General features: G+C 70.0%; 25 protein-coding genes, 1 tRNA gene and 2 pseudogenes. 15 read left to right on the top strand and 13 right to left on the bottom strand.

Annotated elements, in window-relative coordinates; all coding sequences use genetic code 11:
- Window positions 1-16: 16 nt before the first annotated feature.
- A complete protein-coding gene (locus tag ABCS02_RS21420) occupies window positions 17-841 on the bottom strand; it encodes a universal stress protein (protein ID WP_345837714.1) in 825 nt (274 codons plus the stop codon).
- Window positions 842-962: 121 nt separating this feature from the next.
- Here ABCS02_RS21420 and ABCS02_RS21415 point away from each other — a divergent pair, with 121 nt between their 5' ends.
- The gene (locus ABCS02_RS21415) at window positions 963-1,412 is read left to right on the top strand and encodes a hypothetical protein (protein WP_345837713.1); all 450 of its coding nucleotides are present in this window, start codon (window positions 963-965) and stop codon (window positions 1,410-1,412) included.
- 111 nt (window positions 1,413-1,523) lie between these two features.
- Window positions 1,524-1,793, top strand: a complete 270-nt coding sequence (locus ABCS02_RS21410) for a hypothetical protein (RefSeq protein ID WP_345837712.1) — start codon at window positions 1,524-1,526, stop codon at window positions 1,791-1,793.
- A gap of 18 nt (window positions 1,794-1,811) precedes the next feature.
- On the opposite strand, the gene ABCS02_RS21405 is transcribed toward ABCS02_RS21410, so the two are convergent.
- A complete protein-coding gene (locus tag ABCS02_RS21405; protein WP_345837711.1) occupies window positions 1,812-2,243 on the bottom strand; it encodes an SRPBCC family protein in 432 nt (143 codons plus the stop codon).
- Between the two features lie 158 nt (window positions 2,244-2,401).
- Between ABCS02_RS21405 and ABCS02_RS21400 the strand changes: the two are divergent.
- Window positions 2,402-2,491: pseudogene (locus tag ABCS02_RS21400) on the top strand (RidA family protein); the annotation flags it as partial.
- Window positions 2,492-2,648: 157 nt separating this feature from the next.
- Here the strand turns inward: ABCS02_RS21400 and ABCS02_RS21395 are convergent.
- Window positions 2,649-2,900: pseudogene (locus tag ABCS02_RS21395) on the bottom strand (helix-turn-helix domain-containing protein); the annotation flags it as partial.
- Window positions 2,901-2,940: 40 nt separating this feature from the next.
- On the opposite strand from ABCS02_RS21395, the gene ABCS02_RS21390 reads away from it, so the two are divergent.
- Window positions 2,941-3,225 (top strand): type II toxin-antitoxin system Phd/YefM family antitoxin, encoded by a 285-nt coding sequence (locus tag ABCS02_RS21390; protein ID WP_345837710.1) that lies wholly within the window; start codon window positions 2,941-2,943, stop codon window positions 3,223-3,225.
- Entirely contained in the window at window positions 3,222-3,494 is a 273-nt protein-coding gene (locus tag ABCS02_RS21385; RefSeq protein ID WP_345837709.1) for a type II toxin-antitoxin system RelE/ParE family toxin, read from the top strand. The genes ABCS02_RS21390 and ABCS02_RS21385 overlap by 4 nt, the downstream gene beginning before the upstream one ends.
- A 74-nt stretch (window positions 3,495-3,568) precedes the next feature.
- On the opposite strand, the gene ABCS02_RS21380 is transcribed toward ABCS02_RS21385, so the two are convergent.
- Window positions 3,569-4,831, bottom strand: coding sequence for an alpha/beta hydrolase (locus tag ABCS02_RS21380; protein ID WP_345837708.1), 1,263 nt, complete (start codon window positions 4,829-4,831; stop codon window positions 3,569-3,571).
- Between the two features lie 45 nt (window positions 4,832-4,876).
- On the opposite strand from ABCS02_RS21380, the gene ABCS02_RS21375 reads away from it, so the two are divergent.
- Window positions 4,877-5,413 (top strand): helix-turn-helix domain-containing protein, encoded by a 537-nt coding sequence (locus ABCS02_RS21375; RefSeq protein WP_345837707.1) that lies wholly within the window; start codon window positions 4,877-4,879, stop codon window positions 5,411-5,413.
- 150 nt (window positions 5,414-5,563) lie between these two features.
- Here the strand turns inward: ABCS02_RS21375 and ABCS02_RS21370 are convergent.
- Window positions 5,564-5,636 (bottom strand) — tRNA-Lys (locus ABCS02_RS21370).
- Window positions 5,637-5,732: 96 nt separating this feature from the next.
- Here ABCS02_RS21370 and ABCS02_RS21365 point away from each other — a divergent pair.
- From ABCS02_RS21365 to ABCS02_RS21350, 4 genes are all read left to right on the top strand, one after another.
- Window positions 5,733-6,080: a helix-turn-helix transcriptional regulator gene (locus ABCS02_RS21365; RefSeq protein WP_345838004.1), complete on the top strand. Its 348-nt coding sequence runs from the start codon at window positions 5,733-5,735 to the stop codon at window positions 6,078-6,080.
- Window positions 6,081-6,134: 54 nt separating this feature from the next.
- Window positions 6,135-6,542 (top strand): VOC family protein, encoded by a 408-nt coding sequence (locus tag ABCS02_RS21360; protein WP_345837706.1) that lies wholly within the window; start codon window positions 6,135-6,137, stop codon window positions 6,540-6,542.
- 40 nt (window positions 6,543-6,582) lie between these two features.
- Window positions 6,583-7,221 carry a DNA-directed RNA polymerase subunit beta gene (locus ABCS02_RS21355; protein WP_345837705.1) on the top strand — a complete coding sequence of 213 codons (639 nt, stop codon included), beginning with the start codon at window positions 6,583-6,585 and terminating at the stop codon, window positions 7,219-7,221.
- A 158-nt stretch (window positions 7,222-7,379) separates the two neighbouring features.
- On the top strand, window positions 7,380-8,258 hold the full coding sequence (locus ABCS02_RS21350; RefSeq protein ID WP_345837704.1) for an aminotransferase class IV: 879 nt from the start codon (window positions 7,380-7,382) through the stop codon (window positions 8,256-8,258).
- A gap of 229 nt (window positions 8,259-8,487) precedes the next feature.
- On the opposite strand, the gene pstB is transcribed toward ABCS02_RS21350, so the two are convergent.
- From pstB to ABCS02_RS21330, 4 genes are all read right to left on the bottom strand, one after another.
- Complete coding sequence (gene pstB, locus ABCS02_RS21345; protein ID WP_345837703.1) at window positions 8,488-9,267, bottom strand: phosphate ABC transporter ATP-binding protein PstB; 780 nt, start codon at window positions 9,265-9,267, stop codon at window positions 8,488-8,490.
- 19 nt (window positions 9,268-9,286) lie between these two features.
- Window positions 9,287-10,387 (bottom strand): phosphate ABC transporter permease PstA, encoded by a 1,101-nt coding sequence (gene pstA, locus ABCS02_RS21340; protein WP_345837702.1) that lies wholly within the window; start codon window positions 10,385-10,387, stop codon window positions 9,287-9,289.
- Window positions 10,384-11,403, bottom strand: coding sequence for a phosphate ABC transporter permease subunit PstC (gene pstC, locus ABCS02_RS21335; RefSeq protein WP_345837701.1), 1,020 nt, complete (start codon window positions 11,401-11,403; stop codon window positions 10,384-10,386). The genes pstA and pstC overlap by 4 nt, the downstream gene beginning before the upstream one ends.
- Window positions 11,404-11,588: 185 nt before the next feature.
- Window positions 11,589-12,710, bottom strand: a complete 1,122-nt coding sequence (locus ABCS02_RS21330; RefSeq protein WP_345837700.1) for a substrate-binding domain-containing protein — start codon at window positions 12,708-12,710, stop codon at window positions 11,589-11,591.
- A 130-nt stretch (window positions 12,711-12,840) separates the two neighbouring features.
- On the opposite strand from ABCS02_RS21330, the gene ABCS02_RS21325 reads away from it, so the two are divergent.
- Window positions 12,841-13,287, top strand: coding sequence for a hypothetical protein (locus ABCS02_RS21325; RefSeq protein WP_345837699.1), 447 nt, complete (start codon window positions 12,841-12,843; stop codon window positions 13,285-13,287).
- Window positions 13,288-13,308: 21 nt separating this feature from the next.
- Here the strand turns inward: ABCS02_RS21325 and ABCS02_RS21320 are convergent, their stop codons facing one another.
- Genes ABCS02_RS21320 through ABCS02_RS21310 form a run of 3 tightly spaced genes read right to left on the bottom strand, consistent with a single transcriptional unit; the run spans window position 13,309 to window position 17,142 of the window.
- Window positions 13,309-14,247, bottom strand: coding sequence for an NUDIX domain-containing protein (locus ABCS02_RS21320; RefSeq protein WP_345837698.1), 939 nt, complete (start codon window positions 14,245-14,247; stop codon window positions 13,309-13,311).
- On the bottom strand, window positions 14,244-16,412 hold the full coding sequence (locus tag ABCS02_RS21315; protein ID WP_345837697.1) for an RNA degradosome polyphosphate kinase: 2,169 nt from the start codon (window positions 16,410-16,412) through the stop codon (window positions 14,244-14,246). Before ABCS02_RS21315 ends, ABCS02_RS21320 begins: the two co-directional genes overlap by 4 nt.
- Window positions 16,413-16,452: 40 nt before the next feature.
- Entirely contained in the window at window positions 16,453-17,142 is a 690-nt protein-coding gene (locus tag ABCS02_RS21310; RefSeq protein ID WP_345837696.1) for a response regulator transcription factor, read from the bottom strand.
- A 37-nt stretch (window positions 17,143-17,179) separates the two neighbouring features.
- On the opposite strand from ABCS02_RS21310, the gene ABCS02_RS21305 reads away from it, so the two are divergent.
- The 4 genes from ABCS02_RS21305 (at window position 17,180) to ABCS02_RS21290 (ending at window position 20,407) form a co-directional block, all read left to right on the top strand.
- Window positions 17,180-17,470, top strand: a complete 291-nt coding sequence (locus ABCS02_RS21305; RefSeq protein WP_345837695.1) for a hypothetical protein — start codon at window positions 17,180-17,182, stop codon at window positions 17,468-17,470.
- Between the two features lie 128 nt (window positions 17,471-17,598).
- Window positions 17,599-18,201 carry an FABP family protein gene (locus ABCS02_RS21300; protein WP_345837694.1) on the top strand — a complete coding sequence of 201 codons (603 nt, stop codon included), beginning with the start codon at window positions 17,599-17,601 and terminating at the stop codon, window positions 18,199-18,201.
- On the top strand, window positions 18,201-19,304 hold the full coding sequence (locus ABCS02_RS21295; RefSeq protein ID WP_345837693.1) for a folate-binding protein: 1,104 nt from the start codon (window positions 18,201-18,203) through the stop codon (window positions 19,302-19,304). Before ABCS02_RS21300 ends, ABCS02_RS21295 begins: the two co-directional genes overlap by 1 nt.
- Window positions 19,301-20,407 (top strand): FUSC family protein, encoded by a 1,107-nt coding sequence (locus tag ABCS02_RS21290; RefSeq protein ID WP_345837692.1) that lies wholly within the window; start codon window positions 19,301-19,303, stop codon window positions 20,405-20,407. The genes ABCS02_RS21295 and ABCS02_RS21290 overlap by 4 nt, the downstream gene beginning before the upstream one ends.
- Here the strand turns inward: ABCS02_RS21290 and ABCS02_RS21285 are convergent.
- On the bottom strand, window positions 20,404-21,228 hold the full coding sequence (locus ABCS02_RS21285) for a class I SAM-dependent methyltransferase (protein ID WP_345837691.1): 825 nt from the start codon (window positions 21,226-21,228) through the stop codon (window positions 20,404-20,406). The genes ABCS02_RS21290 and ABCS02_RS21285 overlap by 4 nt on opposite strands.
- Between the last annotated feature and the right edge of the window lie 36 nt (window positions 21,229-21,264).

Genomic DNA, 21,264 nt, shown 5'->3' with positions numbered 1-21,264 from the left:
GGGAGGTGGCGAGTCCTCAGCCGGCCGACGGGACCACGCAGAGCGGCGCGCCCAGCTCCCAGATCAGGTCCTGCGCGACCGAGCCGAGCAGGCCGCCGGCGAGGATGCCGCGCTGGTGCGTGCCGATCACGACGAGGCGGCTCTCCGCCGCGACATCCTTCAGCGCGATGACCGGATCGGCGCGCACGAGGTCGCCCTCGACGCGCAGGGTCGGGTGGGCCGCACGCACACGACGGACGGCGGCGTCGACGACGGCTCGGTGCGCGGCGAGCTCGGCTGCCGGTGCTGCGGCGAGGGCGCTCGATCCGTCTACGTCCGGCTCCTCCGGGGCGGCCCAGGCGTGGACGACGTGCAGCGCGCAGTCGGCGTCGCGCGCCTCGTTCGCGGCGACGTCGAGGGCGGCGAGGGAGGAGTCGTCGTCCTGCAGGCCGACCACGACGGCGCCGTCTCGCGGCGCCCAGCTCTCGGGCACGATGCAGGTCTTCGCCGAGGACTGCGCGCTGATGCGGAACGGCATCCATCCGTGCAGCGCCGCGCGCAGCGGGTGGGCGTGGCTGAGGCCGATGACGAGCAGATCGGCCCCCTCGGCGGCGTCGACGAGCGTGCGGGGCATCGTCCCGTCGTAGTAGTGGGTCTCGACCGGGAAGGCGGGGGTCTGGCTCCGCAGCTCCCGCTCCGCGTGCTCCAGGTGGCCGCGGACCTCGCTCCGGTCCGCCCCGAACATGTTCGCGACGATCACCACCTCGACCCGCGCGGGCCGTTTCCGCACCCGGTCGGCGACCCACGCAAGGGCGGCGTCGGCGCCCCGGCTTCCGTCGTATCCGAGCACGATGCGTTCCATTCGGCCCTCCGCGGTCGACCGCAACGTTAGGCGCCGGGGTCCGTGCTCGCGGGGACGAAGGTCCCTCGGCGCGGGACCTTGGGCCCTGGGGCCGGCGGGCGCGTCGCCGGAGACTCGGGAGATGAACACCCACCACGCGTTGCGCTTCACGCTCTTCTGGGTCCTGGTCTTCCTCACGCTGCTGAACGCCGTCAGCGCGGTGGCCGGCGGCATCGCCATGCTCGTGACCGGCGGGCTCGGGATGCCGTACGAGTTCCTGGCATCCGGCCCCTTCCGCTCGTTCACGGTTCCCGGCCTCGTGCTCGTGCTGGTGGTCGGAGGCACGCAGGCGCTCGCGCTCGGGCTCCTTCTCGCGCGTCGCGAGTCCGCCCTGCTGTGGACCGCGGTCGCCGGCTTCGGCATGGTCATCTGGATCGCCGTGGAGATGGCGGTCGTGGATGCGGGCAGCTGGCTGCAGACGATCTTCCTTGTCACCGGCATCGTGCAGCTCGTGATCGTGCTGGCGCTGCTGGGCGTCGTGCGGTGGCTCCCGCGCGCCTCGCTCGCCGACGCGAGCCATCCCGCCCGCTGACGGGGTATCCACACGCGCGGGTTGTGCACAGTTCAGCCGTAGGCGCGGCCGGGTGTCCGTGACGCGGCCTAGCGTGGTGACACATCCCGACGGAACCCGCACAATGGAGGCATGCCCGTGGACGCATCGACGTTTCTCACGATGACCGGTGTCGTGATCGCGCTCATCGTGGCGCTCGGTGGTCTCCTGGCATGGAGTGTCCGGCGGCTCGACTCCCGGTTCGAGCGCGTCGAGATGCGCGTTGAGTCAGGGTTTGCTCGCGTTGACGCTGAGTTGCGCGATGTCCGTCAGGATCTCGGGGGCGTCCGGAAGGATGTCGGCGACCTCGCGATCGCCGTGGCGCGCCTCGAGGGCCCTCGCCCGCGCCTCGAGCTCCGCTGACGCCGGCTCGGCCGGGGCTCAGGACTCGAGCGCGGCCTTCAGCTTCGGCAGCTGTGCGACCTCGGCATCCATCGTCTTCTGGATGGTCCGGCCCATGAGCTTCATGAGCCCGGTCGGGGTGAGTGACAGCGAGAACGTCACGCGTGTGCCGTCGCCGTCCGGGGTGAGGAGATAGGCGCCCTCCGGTCGGGCGGGCCCGGCGATCACGGCGAAGCGCAGCTCGGTGCCGGGTACCGCGGACGTGATCCGGTAGTCCCCGGCGATCCGGCGGCCGCCCGGGCCGGTGAGGGTTTGGGCATAGACCGCGTCGAGTTCGCCTGCGCGGCCGCTGCGGAGCTCGATCGAGGTCACGCCCGATCGCCAGCGCATGTTGTTGGTCCCGTCCGCGAGGAAGGCGTATACCTCCAGCGGAGGTCGTGCGATCACGATCGAGGCCTCTGCGTGTGCCATGTGTCTCCCACTTCCTGCCAACGTCAAACGGCCGGTGCGTAACGGCTTGTCAGCGTCGTGGAGAATCGCTGACCGGCTACGAGAATCACAGTACTGACCGATCAGATCTCGGTTCGGAAACCACGCTCTGAGGGCGAGGATGGGAGTATGCCCCGTTCGACGTGCCGAGCACGCTGATGGGTGTGACGGTGCTGGCCTACGACGACCAGCTCGTGGAGTTGCAGGCCGTAGCCGCCGTCCTCGACTGAGCGCCGGTCGCGTGGGCCCGGTGGGGCTCGAGCGTGCTCGTCCGGGACGCGCGGATCGACGCCCCGGAGGGGCGCCTCCCGCGCGTGGGCCCTGGCGGACCCGCGGGGTGTGTGATTGACGCTCTTTGGCGATGTTTTGCAGCGCTCTTTGGCGTGGTCACTCCTCTGGCTGGGCGCGGCGGAGTTCGCGGTAGATGGTGGTGCGGGACACATCGAACAGTTCTGCCAGCTCTGCCTGGGTGTGGGTTCCGGCGGCGGCGAGGGCGAGCAGGTGCTTCCGCTTCGTTTTGCTCAGGGTCGGTTGCTTCCCGCGGAGCTTGCCAGCGGCCTTGGCGATCTGCATCCCCTCGCGCGTGCGGGTCCGGATCAGATCGGCTTCGAACTCGGCGACCATGCCGAGCACGTTGAACACGGATCCCGCTACGTGCACTACCGCTATAATTCTGTACATGACGACGCTCTCAGTGGCGGATGCCCGCGCGAATCTCTCGAGGCTCATCGAGTCGGCCGTCACGACGCACGAGCGGTTCGAGGTCACCCGTAACGGTTCCAGGGCGGCAGTGCTTCTCAGCGCCGATGACTACGACTCCCTGCTGGAGACCGTCGACATCCTGAGCCATCCGGACGAGGTCGAAGCGATTCGGGAAGGTCTCGCCGATCTCGCACTCGGGCAGGTGTCGTCCGCCGATGAGGTGCGTGCCGCGATGGAGGCGCGCGGCAGGCTCACGGCGTGAGCGCACAATACGAGGTCGTTTTCACCCATACTGCTCGCCGCGCACTCGAACGCGACCTGCCCGAGAAAGTCGCTGCCGCAGCGTTCGAGTTCATTATGGGCGCCCTGTGCGAGAACCCCCGCCGGCTCGGCAAGCCGTTACGTGAGCCGCTGGCGCCTCTGTACTCGGCCCGCCGAGGCGAGTACCGCATCCTCTACCGCATCATCGACGAGCGCCTCGTCATCGAAATCGTCTCGATCACCCACCGCCGCGACGTATACCACCGCTAACAGGCCACGCCCCGCCCGCAGAAGGATTCGGTTACGCGCCTTCTCTCTGTTGAGATGAGGTCTCGAGCCGTATTTCATGCAGGGTTGTCTGACGGGGTTGGCGATTCGTGGCGTATGAACTCGGTCACTGTGGAGATCGCAGTGTGATCGACGTGTTGTGCTTGGTCGTAGCTGGCCGGTGTCGACTTTCCGGTGCCGGGGAAGAAGTAGTGGTCGTCGTCGGGTAGGACCCGGATGGTGGCGCCTGTGGTGAGGCCTTGTCGCCAGAGGGCGAGGTCGTCGGCTTCGGTTACCTGGTAGTCGCGTCCGCCTTGGAGCAGGAGGACGGGAATGTCGAGGTTGGCTGCGGTTGTGACGGGGTCATCGTTGCGAAGTTCCAGCCATGTGCCGGCTGTGAAGCCGAATGGGAGCTTCGACGGAGCGGTTCTCAGTGAGAGCCGTGGTGAGTCCACCTGCGTGGCGGCTTTCTCCAGTTGTGTCGTCAGGGCGCTGGCGGTGTTGTCGGCGCCGGGGAGTGCTGCCAGGTGGCGTGCGACACGAACGGCGGAGTGGTGCATCGGGGCGGCGTCGGCTGCCATGAGCACGAGCCCGTCGATGCCAGTCACGGCGGCGGCGACGCGTGGGGCGTATCGCCCTCCCATGCTGTGTCCGAGCAGCCACGCGCTGTTGAACTCCCGGTGGCCGGCGAACCGATTGACGGCGGCTGCCACCGGCGGAATGTAGTCCTGCGAGGGTGCGAAGGTGGGCCGGCCTCTCAGGGCGGGGTTCCGGAACGATGGCTTGTCGAAGCGCAGCACGGCGAACCCTGCCGAGGACAGGCCTCCCGCGAGATCGCGGCCGATACGATTCGGTCCCGCGGTGCCGTCGCGGTCGAACGGCCCACCGCCCATTAGCAGGATGACCAGGGGCACCGGGCCGGCCGGCCGCGGGCGAGTCAACGTCGCGCCAACCGCGCTGGTCGAGGTTTCGAGTTCGAACGACTCCTCTGTGAACGAGTTCGGGTCGACATAGTCCGGTGGCGTCCACTCGACGAGGGACGGTCGCACCTGGAGATCCGTGCATTGGCCGTCATCGTTGAAGTGAACGCTGGCCGAGAGGTGCCGACTTCCCACGGCGATCGGGACCTCGACTCGTGCAGGCGATGTCGCATCGACCAATTCGCCGGAACCGACCATGGCGGGGCTGCCAAGCGAATCCACGTGCATCTGCCATGCCGCGGCCAGTGATCGTGCCGAGAGCTTGCGGCGCACTCTGCGGTCGAACATGTGGCGCGCAGAGCCGAAATCGTGCGCGGCAAGCACCCGCACCAGCCGTTCGGCAGACTCGACTTGATCCATTGTTCTCATGTTTGAGAATAATAGCGATCCTGAGAAGATAAGGCTATGGAACGTGCAGACCTCCTGATCCACCCGGTTCGCATACGGATCGTCCACGCGCTCACGGGCCAGCGGATCCTGACCGCACACGACCTCCACGAACTTCTGACGGACGTCTCATTGGCGAGCCTGTATCGCCAGCTCGCATTGCTGGTCGACGGCGGAATCCTCGAGGTCGTCGCCGAACGACGAAACCGCGGCACCGTCGAGCGCAGCTACCAACTCTCCGTGGATCGACCACCGGTCGACGCCGAAACCGTGGCATCGGCAACCCCTAACGACCATCGCCGAGCCTTCACCATCGCGGTCACCACATTGCTGTCGGAGTTCGGCGCGTACCTCGATCGGCCCGACGCCGCACCGATGAACGATCTAGTCGGCTACCAGCAGATGTCGCTCTGGCTCTCGCATGAGGAACTCGCCGAATTCCTGACACAACTCGGCCGACTCATCACCGCCGTCCGCGCCCAGCAACCCGAACCCGGCCGCGAACGTTACCTCTTCAGTCCGGTCATCTTCCCGACGGAACGCACAAAGAACTAGACCCGCGAGGGGGCTCGTCCGGGACGCGCGGATCGCCGCCCCGGAGGGGCGCCTCCCGCGCGTGGGCCCTGCGGGCCCGCGGGGGTGGGTCCTGCGCCGCCACCCGGATGACGCGCCCGACACCGCCCCTTCGGGACGGCGCCGGTCGCGTGGGCCCGGTGGGGCTCGAACCCACGACCCGCGGATTAAAAGTCCGATGCTCTACCGACTGAGCTACAGGCCCGTGTTCCCAGGGTAGTGGCCCGGCTAGCGTGGAGTCGTGTCCAGCCGTCCGCAGTCGCCCGAGACGCTCGCCCATCTGCGGCGTGCGCGCGACCTGATGGACCGGGACTACGCGAAGCCGCTCGATGTCCCGACGATGGCGCAGCGCGCGCTCATGTCGCCGTCGCACTTCTCCCGCGAGTTCGCGGAGGCGTACGGCGAGACCCCGTACGCGTACCTGATGACCCGGCGCATCGAGCGCGCGATGGCGCTGCTGCGTGACGGCGTCAGCGTGACGGATGCTTGCATGGCGGTGGGCGCAACCTCGCTCGGCTCGTTCAGCTCGACGTTCAGCCGGCTCGCGGGGGAGACCCCGACGGCCTACCGCAGCCGCTCGCACGAGGCGACGGAGGCCCTGCCGGAATGCATGGCGCGCGTCCTCACCCGGCCCACCCGCTACCGCTGAGGACGAGCAGGATCGGAGAAGCGCGGGGCGGATGCCGCGCCTACCGTGGCATCCATGACGAACCTCTCCCTCACCTACCTGCCCATCGCGGTCGACGATGTCGCCGCGGCGACCGCCTTCTACCGCGACACCCTCGGCTTCGACGTCCTCAACGAGGTCGCGAACGAGGGCTTCCACTGGGTCACGCTCGGCGTCGCCGCGCAGCCCGGCCTCTCGATCGTGCTGTCCGAGCCCGGCGCCGGCCGCTCGCCCGACGACGCGGAGGCCCTCCACCGCCTCCTCGCGAAGGGATCCCTCGGCCCGTACGTGTTCACGTCGCAGGACCTCGACGCGACGTTCGAGCGCGTGCAGGCGTCAGGCACCGACGTCCTGCAAGAGCCCATGGACCAGCCGTGGGGTCCGCGCGACATCGCGTTCCGCGACCCCGCCGGCAACCTCATCCGCGTCAACCAGGCTGGCTGATCAGGGCCGCCGCCGGCCGGCCCGCGGGTAGCCTAGACGGGTGACGGACCAGACCCGCGGCTACCACAAGCCCGTGCGTCGGCCGGCCGAGGTGTTCGACCGGTTCTACGCCGGCGACGACCCCTCCGAGGTATCCCGCGTCGCCCACGCCACGGCGGCTGCCCTGCTGCGGCGGGTGCGTGAGGACCCGCATCCCGACGTCGTCGAGCGCCTCGTCGGCTTCACCGGCGAGCACGGGATCGACGACATCGCCGAGCTGTGGTCCCGGTCGCCCGCCCGCACCCTGCCGGGGGCGCTGTGGCGCCTGTACCTCCTGCAGCTCATGATCCACGACGACCCGCACACGGCCGCGCTCCTGTACGAGCGCGGCCGTGGCGAGCTCGCCTCCATCGACGCGGCCGTCGCGGGTGCGCCGGCGCCCGCCGGACCGGATGAGCTCGTCGCGCTCGTCGACACGATCATGCGCGGGCTCTTCTCGGGCGACTTCGGGGTCGCGCTCGACCGCGCCGCGGCGTTCTGCCGCGTCGCGGCCGCTGGTGCCACCCACCTCGCGGACGACTACGAGGCCACGGAACCGGAGCGCTCCTCGGCGCTCACGACGCGCGCGCTGCGTCTGTCGACGTACGCGAACGACCTCGCAGCGAGCGCCGGTCTCTGGCGGCGCGACTCGCTGACCTGACACCGTCGGGCGAGAACGAAAGTGCCGGGCCGCAGAAACGCCTCTCGGCGCAAGGCCGCTCGTAGCGGCAGAAGATGGAGCCCGGGGTTACTGCGGCCCGGCCACTTCAGTGTAACGGCGACCGTTGCGCGGACATTCCGGACGCGTAGCATCGGGGCATGTCGCTGCCCTACGCACTGCTCATCGCGCCCGTCGATCACGACGCCGACCGTGACGGCTTCGACGACACGTTCGTCTCCGTCGCACCCTCGACCCCCGTGCTGCCGCTCGACGACGACGGCGTGCTCCGGGGGGATGCCGTCTTCGAGACGCTCGGCGTCGTCGACGGGCACGCCCAGGATGTCGAGGCGCACCTCGCGCGCCTCGACCACTCGTCGCGGCTCTGCGACCTCCCGCGGCCGAATGCCGCGCAGTGGCGGGCGGCGATCGCCCGCGTCGCGGCGGAGTGCCCGGCGGGGGAGAGCGCGATCCGCCTCGTGCTCAGCCGCGGTCGCGGCAGCGGGCCGACGGCGTGGATCGTCGCGAACCCGGCCCTGGACAACGGACCCGCCCGCACGACCGGCATCCGCGTGGTCACGCTCGATCGCGGGCTCGACAGTGGCGCCGCGGCGCGCGCGCCGTGGCTGCTGCTCGGCGCGAAGACGCAGTCCTACGCGGTGAACATGGCGGCGCTCCGCGAAGCGCACCGGCGCGACGCGGACGACGTCGTGTTCGTGTCGTCCGACGGCGTGCTGATGGAGGGCCCGACGTCCTCCGTGGTCCTCCGGATCCGCGGGCATTTCCGCACGCCGCGCCACACCACGGGTATCCTCCGCGGCACGACGCAGCTCGCGCTGTTCGCGCACCTCGCCGCGGAAGGGGTCGGGACCGCGGAGGAGGACCTGTCCGTCGACGACCTCCGGAATGCGGATGCCGCGTGGCTCCTGTCGAGCGTGCGCCTGGCCGCCCCGATCCGCGCCGTCGACGGCGCCCCGCGCCCCGTGGACGCCGACCTCACCGCGGCCCTGAACGCCGCCCTCCTGCGCCCCCGCTCCTGACCCCCCAACGTCTCCGCCCCGCACCACCCGACGTCTCCGCCCCGCACCACCCGACGTCTCCGCCCCGCACCACCCGACGTCTCCGCCCCGCACCACCTGACGTCTCCGCCCCGCACCACCCCAACGTGAAAACGCGCTTGTGTCACGAAAACGGACCGTTTTCGTGACACAAGCGCGTTCTCGGCGGGTGCATGCCAGGCCCCGGGCCCCGGCCCAGGGACCCGGGGGATCAGCCGAAGCGGCCGGAGACGTAGTCCTCGGTGGCCTGCACGGACGGCGAGGTGAAGATCGACGAGGTCGTGTCGTACTCGATGAGCTTGCCCGGCTTGCCGGTGCCGGCGATGTTGAAGAACGCCGTCTTGTCCGACACGCGGCTCGCCTGCTGCATGTTGTGCGTCACGATCACGATCGTGTACTCGGTCTTGAGCTCCTCGATGAGGTCCTCGATCGCGAGCGTCGAGATCGGGTCGAGGGCCGAGCAGGGCTCGTCCATCAGCAGCACGTCGGGGGAGACCGCGATCGCGCGCGCGATGCACAGGCGCTGCTGCTGGCCGCCGGAGAGGCCGGCGCCCGGCTTGTCGAGGCGGTCCTTGACCTCGTTCCAGAGGTTCGCGCCCCCGAGCGACCGCTCGACGAGCGCGTCGGAATCCGACTTCGAGATGCGCTTGTTGTTCAGGCGCACGCCGGCTAGGACGTTCTCGCGGATCGACATCGTCGGGAACGGGTTCGGACGCTGGAAGACCATGCCGACCTGACGGCGCACGAGAACCGGGTCGACGCCCTGCCCGTACAGGTTCTCACCGTCGACGAGCACCTCGCCTTCGACGTGACCGCCGGGGATGACCTCGTGCATGCGGTTGAGCGTGCGCAGGAAGGTCGACTTGCCGCAGCCGGACGGACCGATGAACGCCGTGACGGTGCGCGGCGCGATCTCCATCGACACGCCCTCGACGGCCAGGAAGTCGCCGTAGTAGACGTTGAGGTTGTTGACTTCGATGCTCTTGGACACGCGGATGCGCCTTCCTTGCTTAGCGGCTCTTCGGCGCGAACACGGTCGCGACGATGCGGGCGATGAGGTTGAAGATCACGACCAGGATCACCAGGAGCAGCGCGGCCCCCCAGGCCTGAGCCTGGCTGGCGGCGATGTCCGTCGTGGGGAAGCTGTAGTTCGTGTAGGCCATGACCGCGAGGGTCTGCATCGGGTCCGAGAACGGGTTCGCGTTGAACGCGTCCGTGAAGCTCGCCGCGATAAAGATCGGCGCGGTCTCACCGACGACGCGGGCGATGGCGAGCACGACGCCCGTGACGATGCCGCTCGCGGCGGTGCGGAGCACGACCTTCATGATCGTCGTCGACTTCGGCACGCCGAGCGCATAGGACGCCTCGCGCAGCTCCGGCGAGACGAGCCGCAGCATCTCCTCCGTCGAGCGGACCACGATCGGGATCATGAGCACGCAGAGGGCGATCGACGCGGAGAACCCGCTGAAGGCCTTCGGCCCGACGATGAGGGCGAACAGCGAGAACGCGAACAGACCGGCGACGATCGACGGGATGCCGGTCATGACGTCCACGAGGAACGTGATCGCGCGGCGCAGCGGGTTGTTCGGCTGGGCGTACTCGACGAGGTAGACCGCGGTCAGGATGCCGATCGGCACCGAGATCACCGTCGCGATGCCGGTGATGATGAGCGTGCCGACGATCGCCTGCAGCGCGCCGGGGACGTACGTGACCTCGAGCGTCTCGGGGTTGAACTGGGTGCCGCCCACGGTCGTGATGAACTGCCAGTTCACGACCTGCGCGCCCTGCGCGATGACCGTGACGAGCGTCGAGACCAGCGGGATGACGGCCAGCACGAACGCGCTCACCACGAGGCCGCGGACGACCCGGTCGGTCGCCTTCCGGCGGTTCTCCACGATGCTCGAAGCCACACCCACCGCGACGAGATACGCGATCGCGGTGAGGAAGAGCCAGAGACCCGCGTTGAAGTCCCGGGTGAGGAGGAAGAGGACGACGCCGACGACGACCGCGACACCGACGAGGATCATCGGCTCGATGAATCGCGGCAGCTGGCCGCTCGTGAGGCGGGCGGGCGCGGTGCGCCGCGCGCCGGTCGCTGCGGAGGCGGTCACGCGGTCTTCCCTTCCTTGCGGCGCTTGCGTTTGTTCCCCTGCGGCCCCGAGGCCGCGACGATGTAACGCGCCAGCATGTTTACGCCGAACGAGATCACGAACAGCATGAGGCCGGTTCCGACGAGTGCCGAGCGCTGGATGTCGTCGGAGATGGGGAAGTTCAGCGCGATGTTCGCCGCGATCGTCTGCGAGTTGTAACCGTCCGTGAGCAGCTTTACCGAGAAGATCAGCGACGGCGAGATGATCAGTGCGATGGCCATCGTCTCGCCGAGCGCGCGGCCGAGGCCGAGGAGCGTCGCGGAGACCATGCCGCTGCGGGCATACGGCAGCACCGACAGGCGGATCATCTCCCAGCGCGTCGCGCCGAGCGCGAGCGCCGCCTCCTCGTGCAGGCGCGGGGTCTGCAGGAAGATCTCGCGCGTGATCGACGTGACGATCGGGAGGATCATCACCGCGAGCACGAGGCCACCGGCGAGCATGGTCGATCCGGTTGAGGAGACCGGGCCCTCGAACAGCGGGATCCAGCCGAAGTACGTGTTCAGGAAGTCCGACAGCGGTAGCAGGAAGGGGCGGATCACGATGATGCCCCAGAGGCCGAAGACGATCGAGGGGACCGCGGCGAGCAGGTCGACCACATAGCCGAGAAAGCCCGCGACCCGGCGGGGCGCATAGTGCGAGATGAACAGCGCGATGCCGACCGCCACCGGCGTTCCGAGCACCATCGCGATGAACGCGGCCCACAGGCTGCCCCACAGGAGCGGCGCCACGTACGCCCAGAAGCTCGCCCACGGCACGTGCGCAGGGTTCTGGATCGAGCTGAGCGACGTGCTGTCGGCCCAGTTCGCGGTGATCGCGGGGAGGCCCTGGATGATCAGGAAGATCGCGACGCCGGCGAGGATGACGAGGATCGAGATGGCGGCGCCCGTCGAGAGCCCGAGGAACGCGGAGTCTCCCGCCCGGCGCTTCGCGCTGTTCTTGACCGCGACGCCGCGCGTGGATGCGCTCGCGCTAGTCATTGCGTTCCTCTGGGTCTCGCATCGACACGATGGCTCCTTCGTTCGGGTGTCTGGGTCGCCTGCGTCTCGGGTTCGGCATTCGACTCAGCGAGGCCTCCGACCGTCTCCGTTCGGGGGTCTTGCTCAGTCTGCCCCTGTCCGAGAGATCTCGGACAGGGGCAGCCCTGAACTTCCGCGTTATGCGATTACTTGACGGTCCCGAGGCTCGTCTGAACCTGCGTCAGGATCGAGTTCGGCAGCGGAGCCGAGCCAGCGTTCTTCGCCGAGACCGCCTGGCCCGCCGTCGAGGCGATGAAGCCAAGGTAGCTGGTGGTGAGCGTCGCCTGCGTCGCCGTCTTGAACGTCAGCGGCAGGACCGCGTACGACACGAGCGGGATCGGGTAGGTCGAGGTCGTGAGCTTCGAGTAGTCGAACTTCTGCGACAGGTCGCCCGCGACGCCGTTCGGGTTCGGGACTGACGCGACCGCGAACGTCTGCGTGACCGCGTCGGCGCTGAACGGGATGGCGGTGCCGTTCTGGATGATCGCCGCAGAGCTCAGCGTGCCGATCGCGGAGTGGTCGGCGTAGCCGATCGTGCCGGCGCCGGCCTGGACCGTGTTCACGACGCCCGAGCCGCCCTTCTGGAGCGAGACGTTGCCGGTGACGGGCCACGAGTTGGCGGCCTTGTAGGGCCAGTTCGCCGCCTGCGTCGCCGCGAGGTAGTTCGTGAAGTTCTGCGTCGTGCCGGAACCGTCCGAGCGGGCGACCGTGGTGATCGGACCGGCGGGGAGCGCGGTGCCGTTGTCCGCCGTGATGGCCGGGTCCGACCAGTCGGTGATCTGCAGGTTGAAGATCTTCGCGATCGTCGCGCCGCTGAGCTTCAGGCTCGTGACACCCGGGATGTTGAAGATGATCGCCACACCGTCGAGGTAGATGGGGAGGTTGATGCCGCCGCCCATCGCCTGCGACTTGGTCGTCTGGTCCGCGTTGAGCGGCGAGTCCGAGCCGGCGAAGTCGTAGGCGCCACTGAGGAAGTTGGTAACGCCACCGCCCGAGCCCTGCGACTTGTCGTAGTTGATCGTGACGCCCTTGACCTGGGCGTTGTAGGCGCTGGTCCATGCGGCCTGCGCGTTGGCCTGGGCGCTGGAGCCACCGGCGGTGATCGTGCCGGTGAGGCTCGGGTCCACCTTCGAGGTGACGGCGTTCGCGGAGGCTGAGGCCGACGGCGAGCTCGACGAACCGCTACCCGCGGTGGACGAGCATCCGGCGAGCGCGATCGCGCCGACCGCGGCGATGGCCCCGATCTGGGCCAAACGAGTGATCTTCACTGTGAATCCTTCACATTCAGGGATCTGTGGCCCGGTGCAGGGCTCGCGTAGAACGTAGACATCGACTCTTAAGGGAGTGAGCTCGATTCGTGAACGGGAGGTGAACGGGGACCGGCGTTAGGCTCTGCTCATGGCTAAGACGAGTTCATCGGCGCAACCCGCGCTCGATGCGATTGCCGTCGCCGCGGACGCGGCGACCCTGGCGCACACCGTGGCCCGGAGCCTTCCCCGCAAGGACGCGAAGAAGGTGACGGCGCTGGCGGACGAGGTCCGCGCCCTGACGGACGTCGATACGAAGACGGTCCGCAAGAACCCCGAGAAGTACACGAAACAAGCCGTCGCGATCACCGGTGCGCTGGTACGGGCAACCGCGAAGGCGATCGCCAAGGCCGAGCGCACGCGCGTGGAGGTCGCCCCGCCCCTCGCCGCCGTCCCCGGGGTCTCGGCCCCGATCGTGCTGACGGCGCCCGCGCTGGCCGAGCTCACGGTCATCGAGCTCCGGTCGCGGGCGCGCGCCGCCGGTCATCACGGCTACACGCGGATGCGGAAGGCGCAGCTGGTCGCGCTCCTGTCCTGACCTCGGCGGGTGCCGCCGCGGTCAGACCTGGGTGGCGTGCGTCTCGATCGCGACGATCCCGGCCCCGGGCTTCGTTGCGGAGAGATGGACCACCGAGAAGGCCCCCACCTCTAGCGACGAGGCGTTGCCGAGGTGCGTGTTGCGCAGTGTTCCGGTGGCGAGCGCGATCTCGTTGAGGATGTCGGGCAGGACCGGTCCGTGCGAGCAGAGCACCGCGGGCAGGCTCGCGCGGATGCGCTTGCCGATGACGGTCCGCGGATCCGACTGCCCGAGCTCCCAGGCATCCTGGCTGAGCTCCGGCATGAGGTGCACCTTGCGGTCGAGTGCGGCGGCGAGCGGCGCGACGGTCGCCGCGCACCGGACGGCGTCGCTCGAGAAGATGCGGCGCACGCCGAACGCACGCAGGGGTCCGACCACGGCCCGCGCCTGCCGTTCGCCGCGTGCGGTGAGCGGGCGGCTGGCGTCGTCCTTCGTCCACTCCCCGCGGGCGACCGCCTTCGCGTGACGCAGCACCACGAGCGGGAACGTGTCGAGCACGCCGTCGTCCGCGTACCGGAGGAAGCGCCGCACGATGTCGACATCCACGGGATAGCTGAGGCACGACAGCGCTCGCTTCGGCGAGACCCATTCGACCGCCGCGATCTCCTTGTTCGGCACGAACGACGACTGCTGGATCGCCTCGTCCGTCGCCTTCGCGGCCCAGTACTGTACGACCTTCTCGCGCATGCTCGGGAGGTGGTAGCGGGAGACGCCGAGCGGGACCCCGAGCTCGACGCGGATGCCGGTCTCCTCCTCGAGCTCGCGCACCGCGGTCTCGACGAGCGTCTCGCCGGGCTCGACCTTGCCTTTCGGCAAAGTAACGTCGCGATACTGCGTGCGGTGGATCAAGAGGATGCGGAGGCGGCCGTCGACCAGCCTCCACAGGACCCCGCCTGCCGCGTGCACGACGCTGTCCGTCATCGCACCGTGCGCGTACGCCGCCGCCGCTGGATGTTCGCCATCGTGTGATCCTGCAGGTCGAGGAGGGGCTGGCCCTCCTCGCCGGTGCTGTGCCGCGTCCACTCGCCGTCCGAGCCGAGCCACCAGGAGCTCGTGTCGTCGCTCATCGCGAGCGAGAACAGGTCGTCGAGCTGCGCGAGCTGGTCGGAGGCCACGACCCGCACGAGCGCTTCGACGCGGCGGTCGAGGTTGCGGTGCATCATGTCGGCGCTGCCGATGTAGACCTGGGCATCGCCGCCGGCGACGAACGAGAAGATGCGCGAGTGCTCCAGGTACCGGCCGAGGATGCTGCGGACCCGGATGTTCTCGCTCAGGCCGGGGACCCCCGGCTTGATGCCGCAGATGCCGCGCACCCACACCTCGATGGGCACGCCGGCCTGGCTCGCGCGGTAGAGCGCGTCGATGATCTGTTCGTCGACCATCGAGTTCACCTTGATGCGGACGCCCGACGGGCGGCCTTCGAGCGCGTTCCGGCGCTCGTCGTCGATGAGCCGGATGAGCCCCTTGCGCAGGTGGAGGGGGGCCACCAGCAGTCGCTGGAACTTCTTCTCGATCGCGTAGCCGGACAGCTCGTTGAACAGCCGCGTGAGGTCGCGGCCGACCTCGGCGTTCGAGGTGAAGAGGCCGAAGTCCTCGTACAGGCGGCTCGTCTTCGGGTTGTAGTTGCCCGTCCCGATGTGGCTGTAGCTGCGCAGCATCCCGTCCTCGTCGCGGATGACATGGAGGAGCTTGCAGTGGGTCTTCAGCCCGACGAGGCCGTACACGACGTGGACGCCGGCCTTCTCCAGCTTGCGCGCCCACACGATGTTCGCGGCCTCGTCGAAGCGGGCTTTCACCTCGACGAGCGCGAGCACCTGCTTGCCCGACTCCGCCGCGTCGATGAGGGCCTCGATGATGGGGCTGTCGCCCGAGGTGCGGTAGAGCGTCTGCTTGATCGCGAGCACGTGCGGGTCCTTCGCCGCCTGCTCGAGGAACGCCTGGACGCTCGTCGCGAACGACTCATACGGGTGCTGCACGAGCACGTCGCCGTGGCGGAGGACCGAGAAGATGTCCGGCCGCTCGTTGTTGTCGCCGGGCTGGAAGGCGACAGCCGTCGTCGGCACGTGCGGGGCGTAGTGCAGCTCGGGACGGTCGATCCGCGAGATCTGGAAGACGCCGCGCAGGTCGAGGGGAGCGGCGAGCCGGTAAACCTCCTGGTCCGAGATGCCGAGCTCGTCGACGAGCAGCTCGCGTGTCACCTCGTCCATGTCCTCGGCGACCTCGAGGCGGATGGGCGGCCCGAACCGGCGGCGGAGGAGCTCGGCCTCCAGTGCCTGGATGAGGTTCTCGGTCTCGTCCTCCTCGATCACGACGTCCTCGTTGCGCGTGACCCGGAAGGCGTGGTGGTCGATGATCTCCATCCCCGGGAAGAGGTCGCCGAGGTTGTTGGCGATGAGATCCTCGAGCGCGATGTAGCGGACGCGCTCGCCCTCCCGCGACACCTCGACGAAGCGGGGGAGCATCGGCGGCACCTTGAGGCGCGCGAACTCCTGGCGGCCGGTCCGCGCGTTGCGGACGCGGATCGCGAGGTTCAGCGAGAGGCCGGAGATATACGGGAACGGATGCGCCGGATCGACCGCGAGCGGCATGAGGACCGGGAACACCTGGGCCTGGAAGAAGTCGTACAGGCGGGAGCGGTCCTCGTCCTGCAGCTCGGACCAGGCGAGGATCTCGATGCCGGCGTCGGCGAGGGCCGGCCGGACCTCGGAGCGCCAGGCCTCGGCGTGCCGCAACTGCAGGCGGTGGGCCTCGCGGGAGACGTCGGCGAGCAGATCCTGCGGGGCGCGCCCGACGTTCGTGGGCACTGCGAGGCCGGTCACGATACGGCGCTTCAGGCCAGCGACGCGGACCATGAAGAACTCGTCGAGGTTGCTGCCGAAGATCGCGAGGAAGTTCGCCCGTTCGAGCGCCGGGATGCGCGGGTCCTCGGCGAGCTCCAGGACGCGCTGGTTGAACGCGAGCCAGCTCAGCTCTCGATCGAGGTAGCGGTTCTCGGGCAGCGCCGCGTCGAAGCTCTCGACGGCGGCATCGAAGTCGTCGTCGTCCGCGTCCCCGAGCCCCGTGTCGAGCACATCGTGTTCGATCATTCGTTCATCCTCCCAGGGCTAGATGACGGGTGCATGAACGTCACGCGTTCGGCCGGGCGGGCGACTGGTCGTCCTCGTAGACGTTGAGCCGGTAACCGACGTTGCGCACCGTGCCGATCAGCTGCTCGAGGTCGCCGAGCTTGGCGCGCAAGCGGCGCACGTGGACGTCGACCGTGCGTGTGCCGCCGAAATAGTCGTAGCCCCACACCTCGCTCAGCAGCTGCTCGCGCGTGAAGACCCGTGCGGGGTGCGTCGCGAAGAAGTGGAGCAACTGGAACTCCTTGTACGTGAGGTCCAGCGGATGCCCGTGCACCTTCGCCGAGTAGGAGGACTCGTCGATCGTGATGCCCGAGGCCTGGATCCGCGTCGAGACCTGATCCTTCTCGCCGCGTCCCACGGCGAGGCGCACCCGTGCGTCGACCTCGGCGGGGCCCGCCGTGACGAGGACGACGTCGTCGACGCCCCAGTCCGGCGAGACGGCGGTCAAGCCGCCCTCCGTCACGATGAGGATCAGCGGAGCCTCGAGCCCCGTCGTCGTCAGGATCTTGCAGAGCGACTTGGCGCCTGCCAGATCGGCGCGTGCGTCCACGAAGATGACGTCCGCGCTCGGGGCGTTCACGAGCTGAGCCGGTTCGGCTGGGATCTGACGGACGCCATGGCCCAGCAGTTCGAGTGCAGGCAGAGCCACGCCGTCGCCTCGCGCGGAACTCAGTACCAGTAGCTGTGCCACGTCGCCCTCCGTGATTGATTATCTTAGGGTGGGTCCCATGGCCACGCCCTCGCTCGCACCGCGGCGCTCTGCCGGCACGGTCGGCGCGGTCTGGATCGTCGCGGCGCTCGCCGGCATCGCGATCGGCATCTTCGCCACACCGGAGTGGCGCGCACCGTGGCTGACGGTCGCGCTGGGCGGCTCGCTCGTCCTCGCCTTCCTGCTCCAGATCCTCTCGGGGACGTCCCATCGCTTCATCGAGCGCGTCGCCCTGAGCGTCCTCGGCGCCCTTGTCGTGCTTGGCATCGAGAGCATCGGTTTCGCCGTCGCCGCTCTGTTTCCGGTCTAAGGTAAGAGGATGGACCTCGTCGCGCTGGAACTCTTCTTCGTCGGGCTGCTGGGTCTCGCCTCCCTCGCGATCCTCTTCGTCTCCGGAGTCGTGATCAAGAACCTCTACCGCGGCCAGCGCTGACCGTCGTGTTCGAGCTTCCGACCGACCTTCCCGCCGACCTCGTCCCTCTGTCCTGGCTGGTCGGTGTCTGGGAGGGCACGGGAGTCATCGACTACGAGGCCGCCGGCCACCACTACGCGGGCGAGTTCCTGCACCGCGTGAGCTTCAGCCATGACGGCGGCCCGTACCTGAACTACTCCGCCTCGGCGTGGCTGCTGCCCGAGGATGGCGAGCGTGCCCCGCTGCTCGCTGAGATGGGGTACTGGCGCCTGTCGCGCACGGCCGCGGAGTCCGACCCCGGTCCGGCCCTTCTTCCGCCGCTGCTCCCGCCGGTCGCCCGGACGGCGGACGACGTGGAGCTGCTCCGCAACACCGAGGGCGGCTTCGATCTCGAGGTCTCCATCGTGCGCGCCGACGGGGTGTGCGAGCTCTACCTCGGCGAGGTCCGCGGTCCGCGGATCGACATCGCGACCGACGCCGTCGTCCGGACCGCCGGCGCGAAGGCCTACGCGGCCGCGTCGCGCATGTACGGGCTCGTCGACCGCCATCTGCTGTGGGCGTGGGACATCGCGGCGCTCGGCACCGAGCTGTCCGCCCACGCGTCCGCCCGACTCGCGAAGGCCGACTGATGGATGCCGAGCTGCGGACGATCCCCGGCGCCGTCGTCGACGAGCGCGGGCTCCAGCACAGCGGTTCGCCGCTGACGGAGCAGCGCGCGCTCGCCGAGGGCGGGGCGCTCGCGATCCTCGACGATCGCGCGGTGATCGCCGTCGGCGGTCCCGACCGGCTCACGTGGCTCGACTCGATCACGTCCCAGGCGCTCGCCCGGCTCGAGCCGGGCGTGAGCACCGAGCTGCTCGTGCTCGACCCGCAGGGGCACGTCGAGCACGCCGCCGGCGTCCTCGACGACGGTGAGACCGCCTGGCTCCTCGTCGACCGCGACCGGGCGGCGGGCCTGCTGGCCTGGCTCCTGAAGATGCGTTTCCGCCTGCGCGTGGAGCCGTGGGACGCCTCGGCGGAGTACGCGGTCGTCGGCGGCACGCCGGACGCCCTCGCGGGCGTCGCGGTGGCTTCGCCCGCCGGCACCCCGCTCCTGTGGCGCGACCCGTGGCCCGGCGTCTCGGACGGCGGCGTCGGCTATGCCGACGACGCCGACCACCCGGGCTCCGCGCGCCACTGGGCCGAGGCCGTCGTAGCCTGCGCCGAGCGCAGCCGGCTCATCGCCGAAGCCGCCGCGGGGGAGCGGGCGATCGCGGGACTGCTGGCGGTGGACGCGCTGCGCATCGCGGCGTGGCGGCCCTCGGCGGCCGAGCTCGACGAGCGCTCGATCCCGCACGAGCTCGACTGGCTCCGCACCGCCGTGCACCTCGACAAGGGCTGCTACCGCGGCCAGGAGACCGTCGCGAAGGTGCACAACCTCGGGCATCCGCCTCGCCGTCTCGTCGCGCTGCAGCTCGACGGGAGCGACAGCGTGCTGCCCGCGCCCGGTGCCGAGGTCCGCGTCGGCGACGACGTGATCGGCACGGTGCGCGCGGCGGCCGTGCACTACGAGGACGGCCCGATCGCGCTCGCGGTCGTGCGCCGCGCAGCGCCCGTCGACGTCGACTACGTCGTGGACACCGCGGACGGACCCGTCGCAGCCTCGCCGCGGGTCGTCGTGCCGGCGGAGGCCGGGGCGGCGGCATCCGTCCCCCGCCTGCCCCGGCTGAATCGCCGCCCGCCCGCGTCGTGAGCGCCCCGCGCGATCCCGCGACGGGTCCGGTCCCGACGGGATGGCGACGGGCGATCGATCCGCGGGCCGCCCTCGGACGCGTGCGGGACTCGTGGCCCGCGATCCTGCAGATCGTCGTGGCGGCGACGGCGGCCTACGCGTTCGCGTTCTTCGTGATCGGGCATCCGAATCCGATCCTTGCGGTGACGATCCCGATCTCCAGCCTCGGCCTCGCCGGGGACGCCCGACCGCTGCGGGTGCTGGAGACCGTGGTCGGGATGCTGTTGGGCGTCTTCATCGCGGAGCTCCTGCTGGTGGTCGCCGGCACCGGCTGGTGGCAGGTGGCGCTCGCGATGACGATCACACTGCTCATCGCCCGGGCCCTCTCCGCGCAGCCGGGATTCGCGATCGTGGCGGCGATCCAGTCCGCGATCGTCGTCGTGCTGCCCACCATCGCGCCGTTCGCGCGCTTCGAGGATGCCGTGGTCGGCGCCGTCGTGGCGCTCCTCGCGACCGCGCTGCTGCCGCGTCGCATCCGCCATGACGAGCTGCGGAAGGCGAAGGCCCTGTTCGCCGCGTTCGACTCCGCCGCGGGCGCTGTCGGGCAGGGGCTGCGCCGCGGCGACCGCTTCCGGGCCGAGCGGGGTCTCGAGAAGGCCCGCGCGCTGAGCCCGCTCGTCGAGGAGTGGCGGATCGCCCTCGACTCCGCGGTCGCGGTCGCGCGGATCTCGCCCTTCCTCCGTCGCGGGCGCGCTGAGCTGATCCGCCACGAGCGTGTACGCCGGGCGATGGACCTCGCGGTGCGCAACCTCCGCGTGCTCGCGCGGCGCGCCGTCTACCAGACCGACGACGGGGTGAGCCGCCCGGTCGTCGCCAGCCTCCTCGGCGAGATCGTCGCCGCGGCCGGCCTCATCAACGAGGCGCTCGACGACATCGCGTTCGAGCCGGCCGCCCGGGAGGCGCTCCTGGCGCTCGCCGGAGGCCTCGATCCGCGGAAGATCCTCCCCGACGGGTCGCTCGGTGACCAGGACCTCGCCTACGCGCTGCGGCCGATCGTCGTGGATCTCCTCACCGCGACGGGCCTGTCGAGCGCCGACGCGCGCGCGGCCGTCCCGCGCATCTAGGGCCCGGGGGCGACCGCCGCCCAGGGGACCGTGACCTCGCCGAGGCGCCAGCGGGAGCGGGCCGGCAGCGGCCACTCGTGCGCCAGCGCCGCGAGCGCGGACCGCCACCGGTGGACCGGGCCGAACGGCGACAGCGGCGCGGCGCGGATCCACTCCCGGTCGAGCGCCGTGAGGAAGTCGTGCACGCGCTCGCCGGGCACGTTGCGGTGGATCAGCGCCTTCGGCAGCCGCTCGGCGGCGACGCCGGGCAGCTCGAGCCCGGCGAGCCGCAACGACACGGTGAGCGTCCGCGGGTTCCCGTCCGGGCCGACCTCGACCCACGTCGCGATCCGTCCGAGCTCGTCGCACGTGCCCTCGACGAGGATCCCGCCGGGCGCGAGCCGCGCGGCCATGCGCCGCCAGGCATCCGCGACCTCGCCCTCCTCGTACTGCCGGAGCACGTTCATGGCGCGGATGACGACGGGGGACCGGCCGCCGGGAGCCGGCACCTCGAAGCCGCCCCGGGCGAAGCCGACGCGCGCGTCCGGCCGGAACGGCGTCTCGCCCGCGTGCACCTCCGCGAGCTGCGCGCGTGCCCGGGCGACGCGGGCTGGATCGATCTCGAGCCCGAGCACGTCGACGTCGCCCCGGACGCGATGGATCCGCGCCTCCAGCTCCAGTGTCGTCACGGCGCTGGCGCCGAACCCGAGGTCGACGACGAGCGGATCCGCGGTCCGCCGCAGGACGGGATGCCGCGCGATCCAGCGGTCGACGCGGCGCAGCCGGTTGGTGCCGGTCGTCCCCCGCGTGATCTGCCCGACGGGGCGTTCGGCAGCCGTCATGCGTTCCACGATGCCACCTCGGGACGGTCATCTCGC

The organism is Microbacterium sp. X-17 (assembly GCF_039615055.1).
Note: the sequence above shows the minus strand (reverse complement) of the source record. Positions and strands in the feature narration are given on the sequence as shown.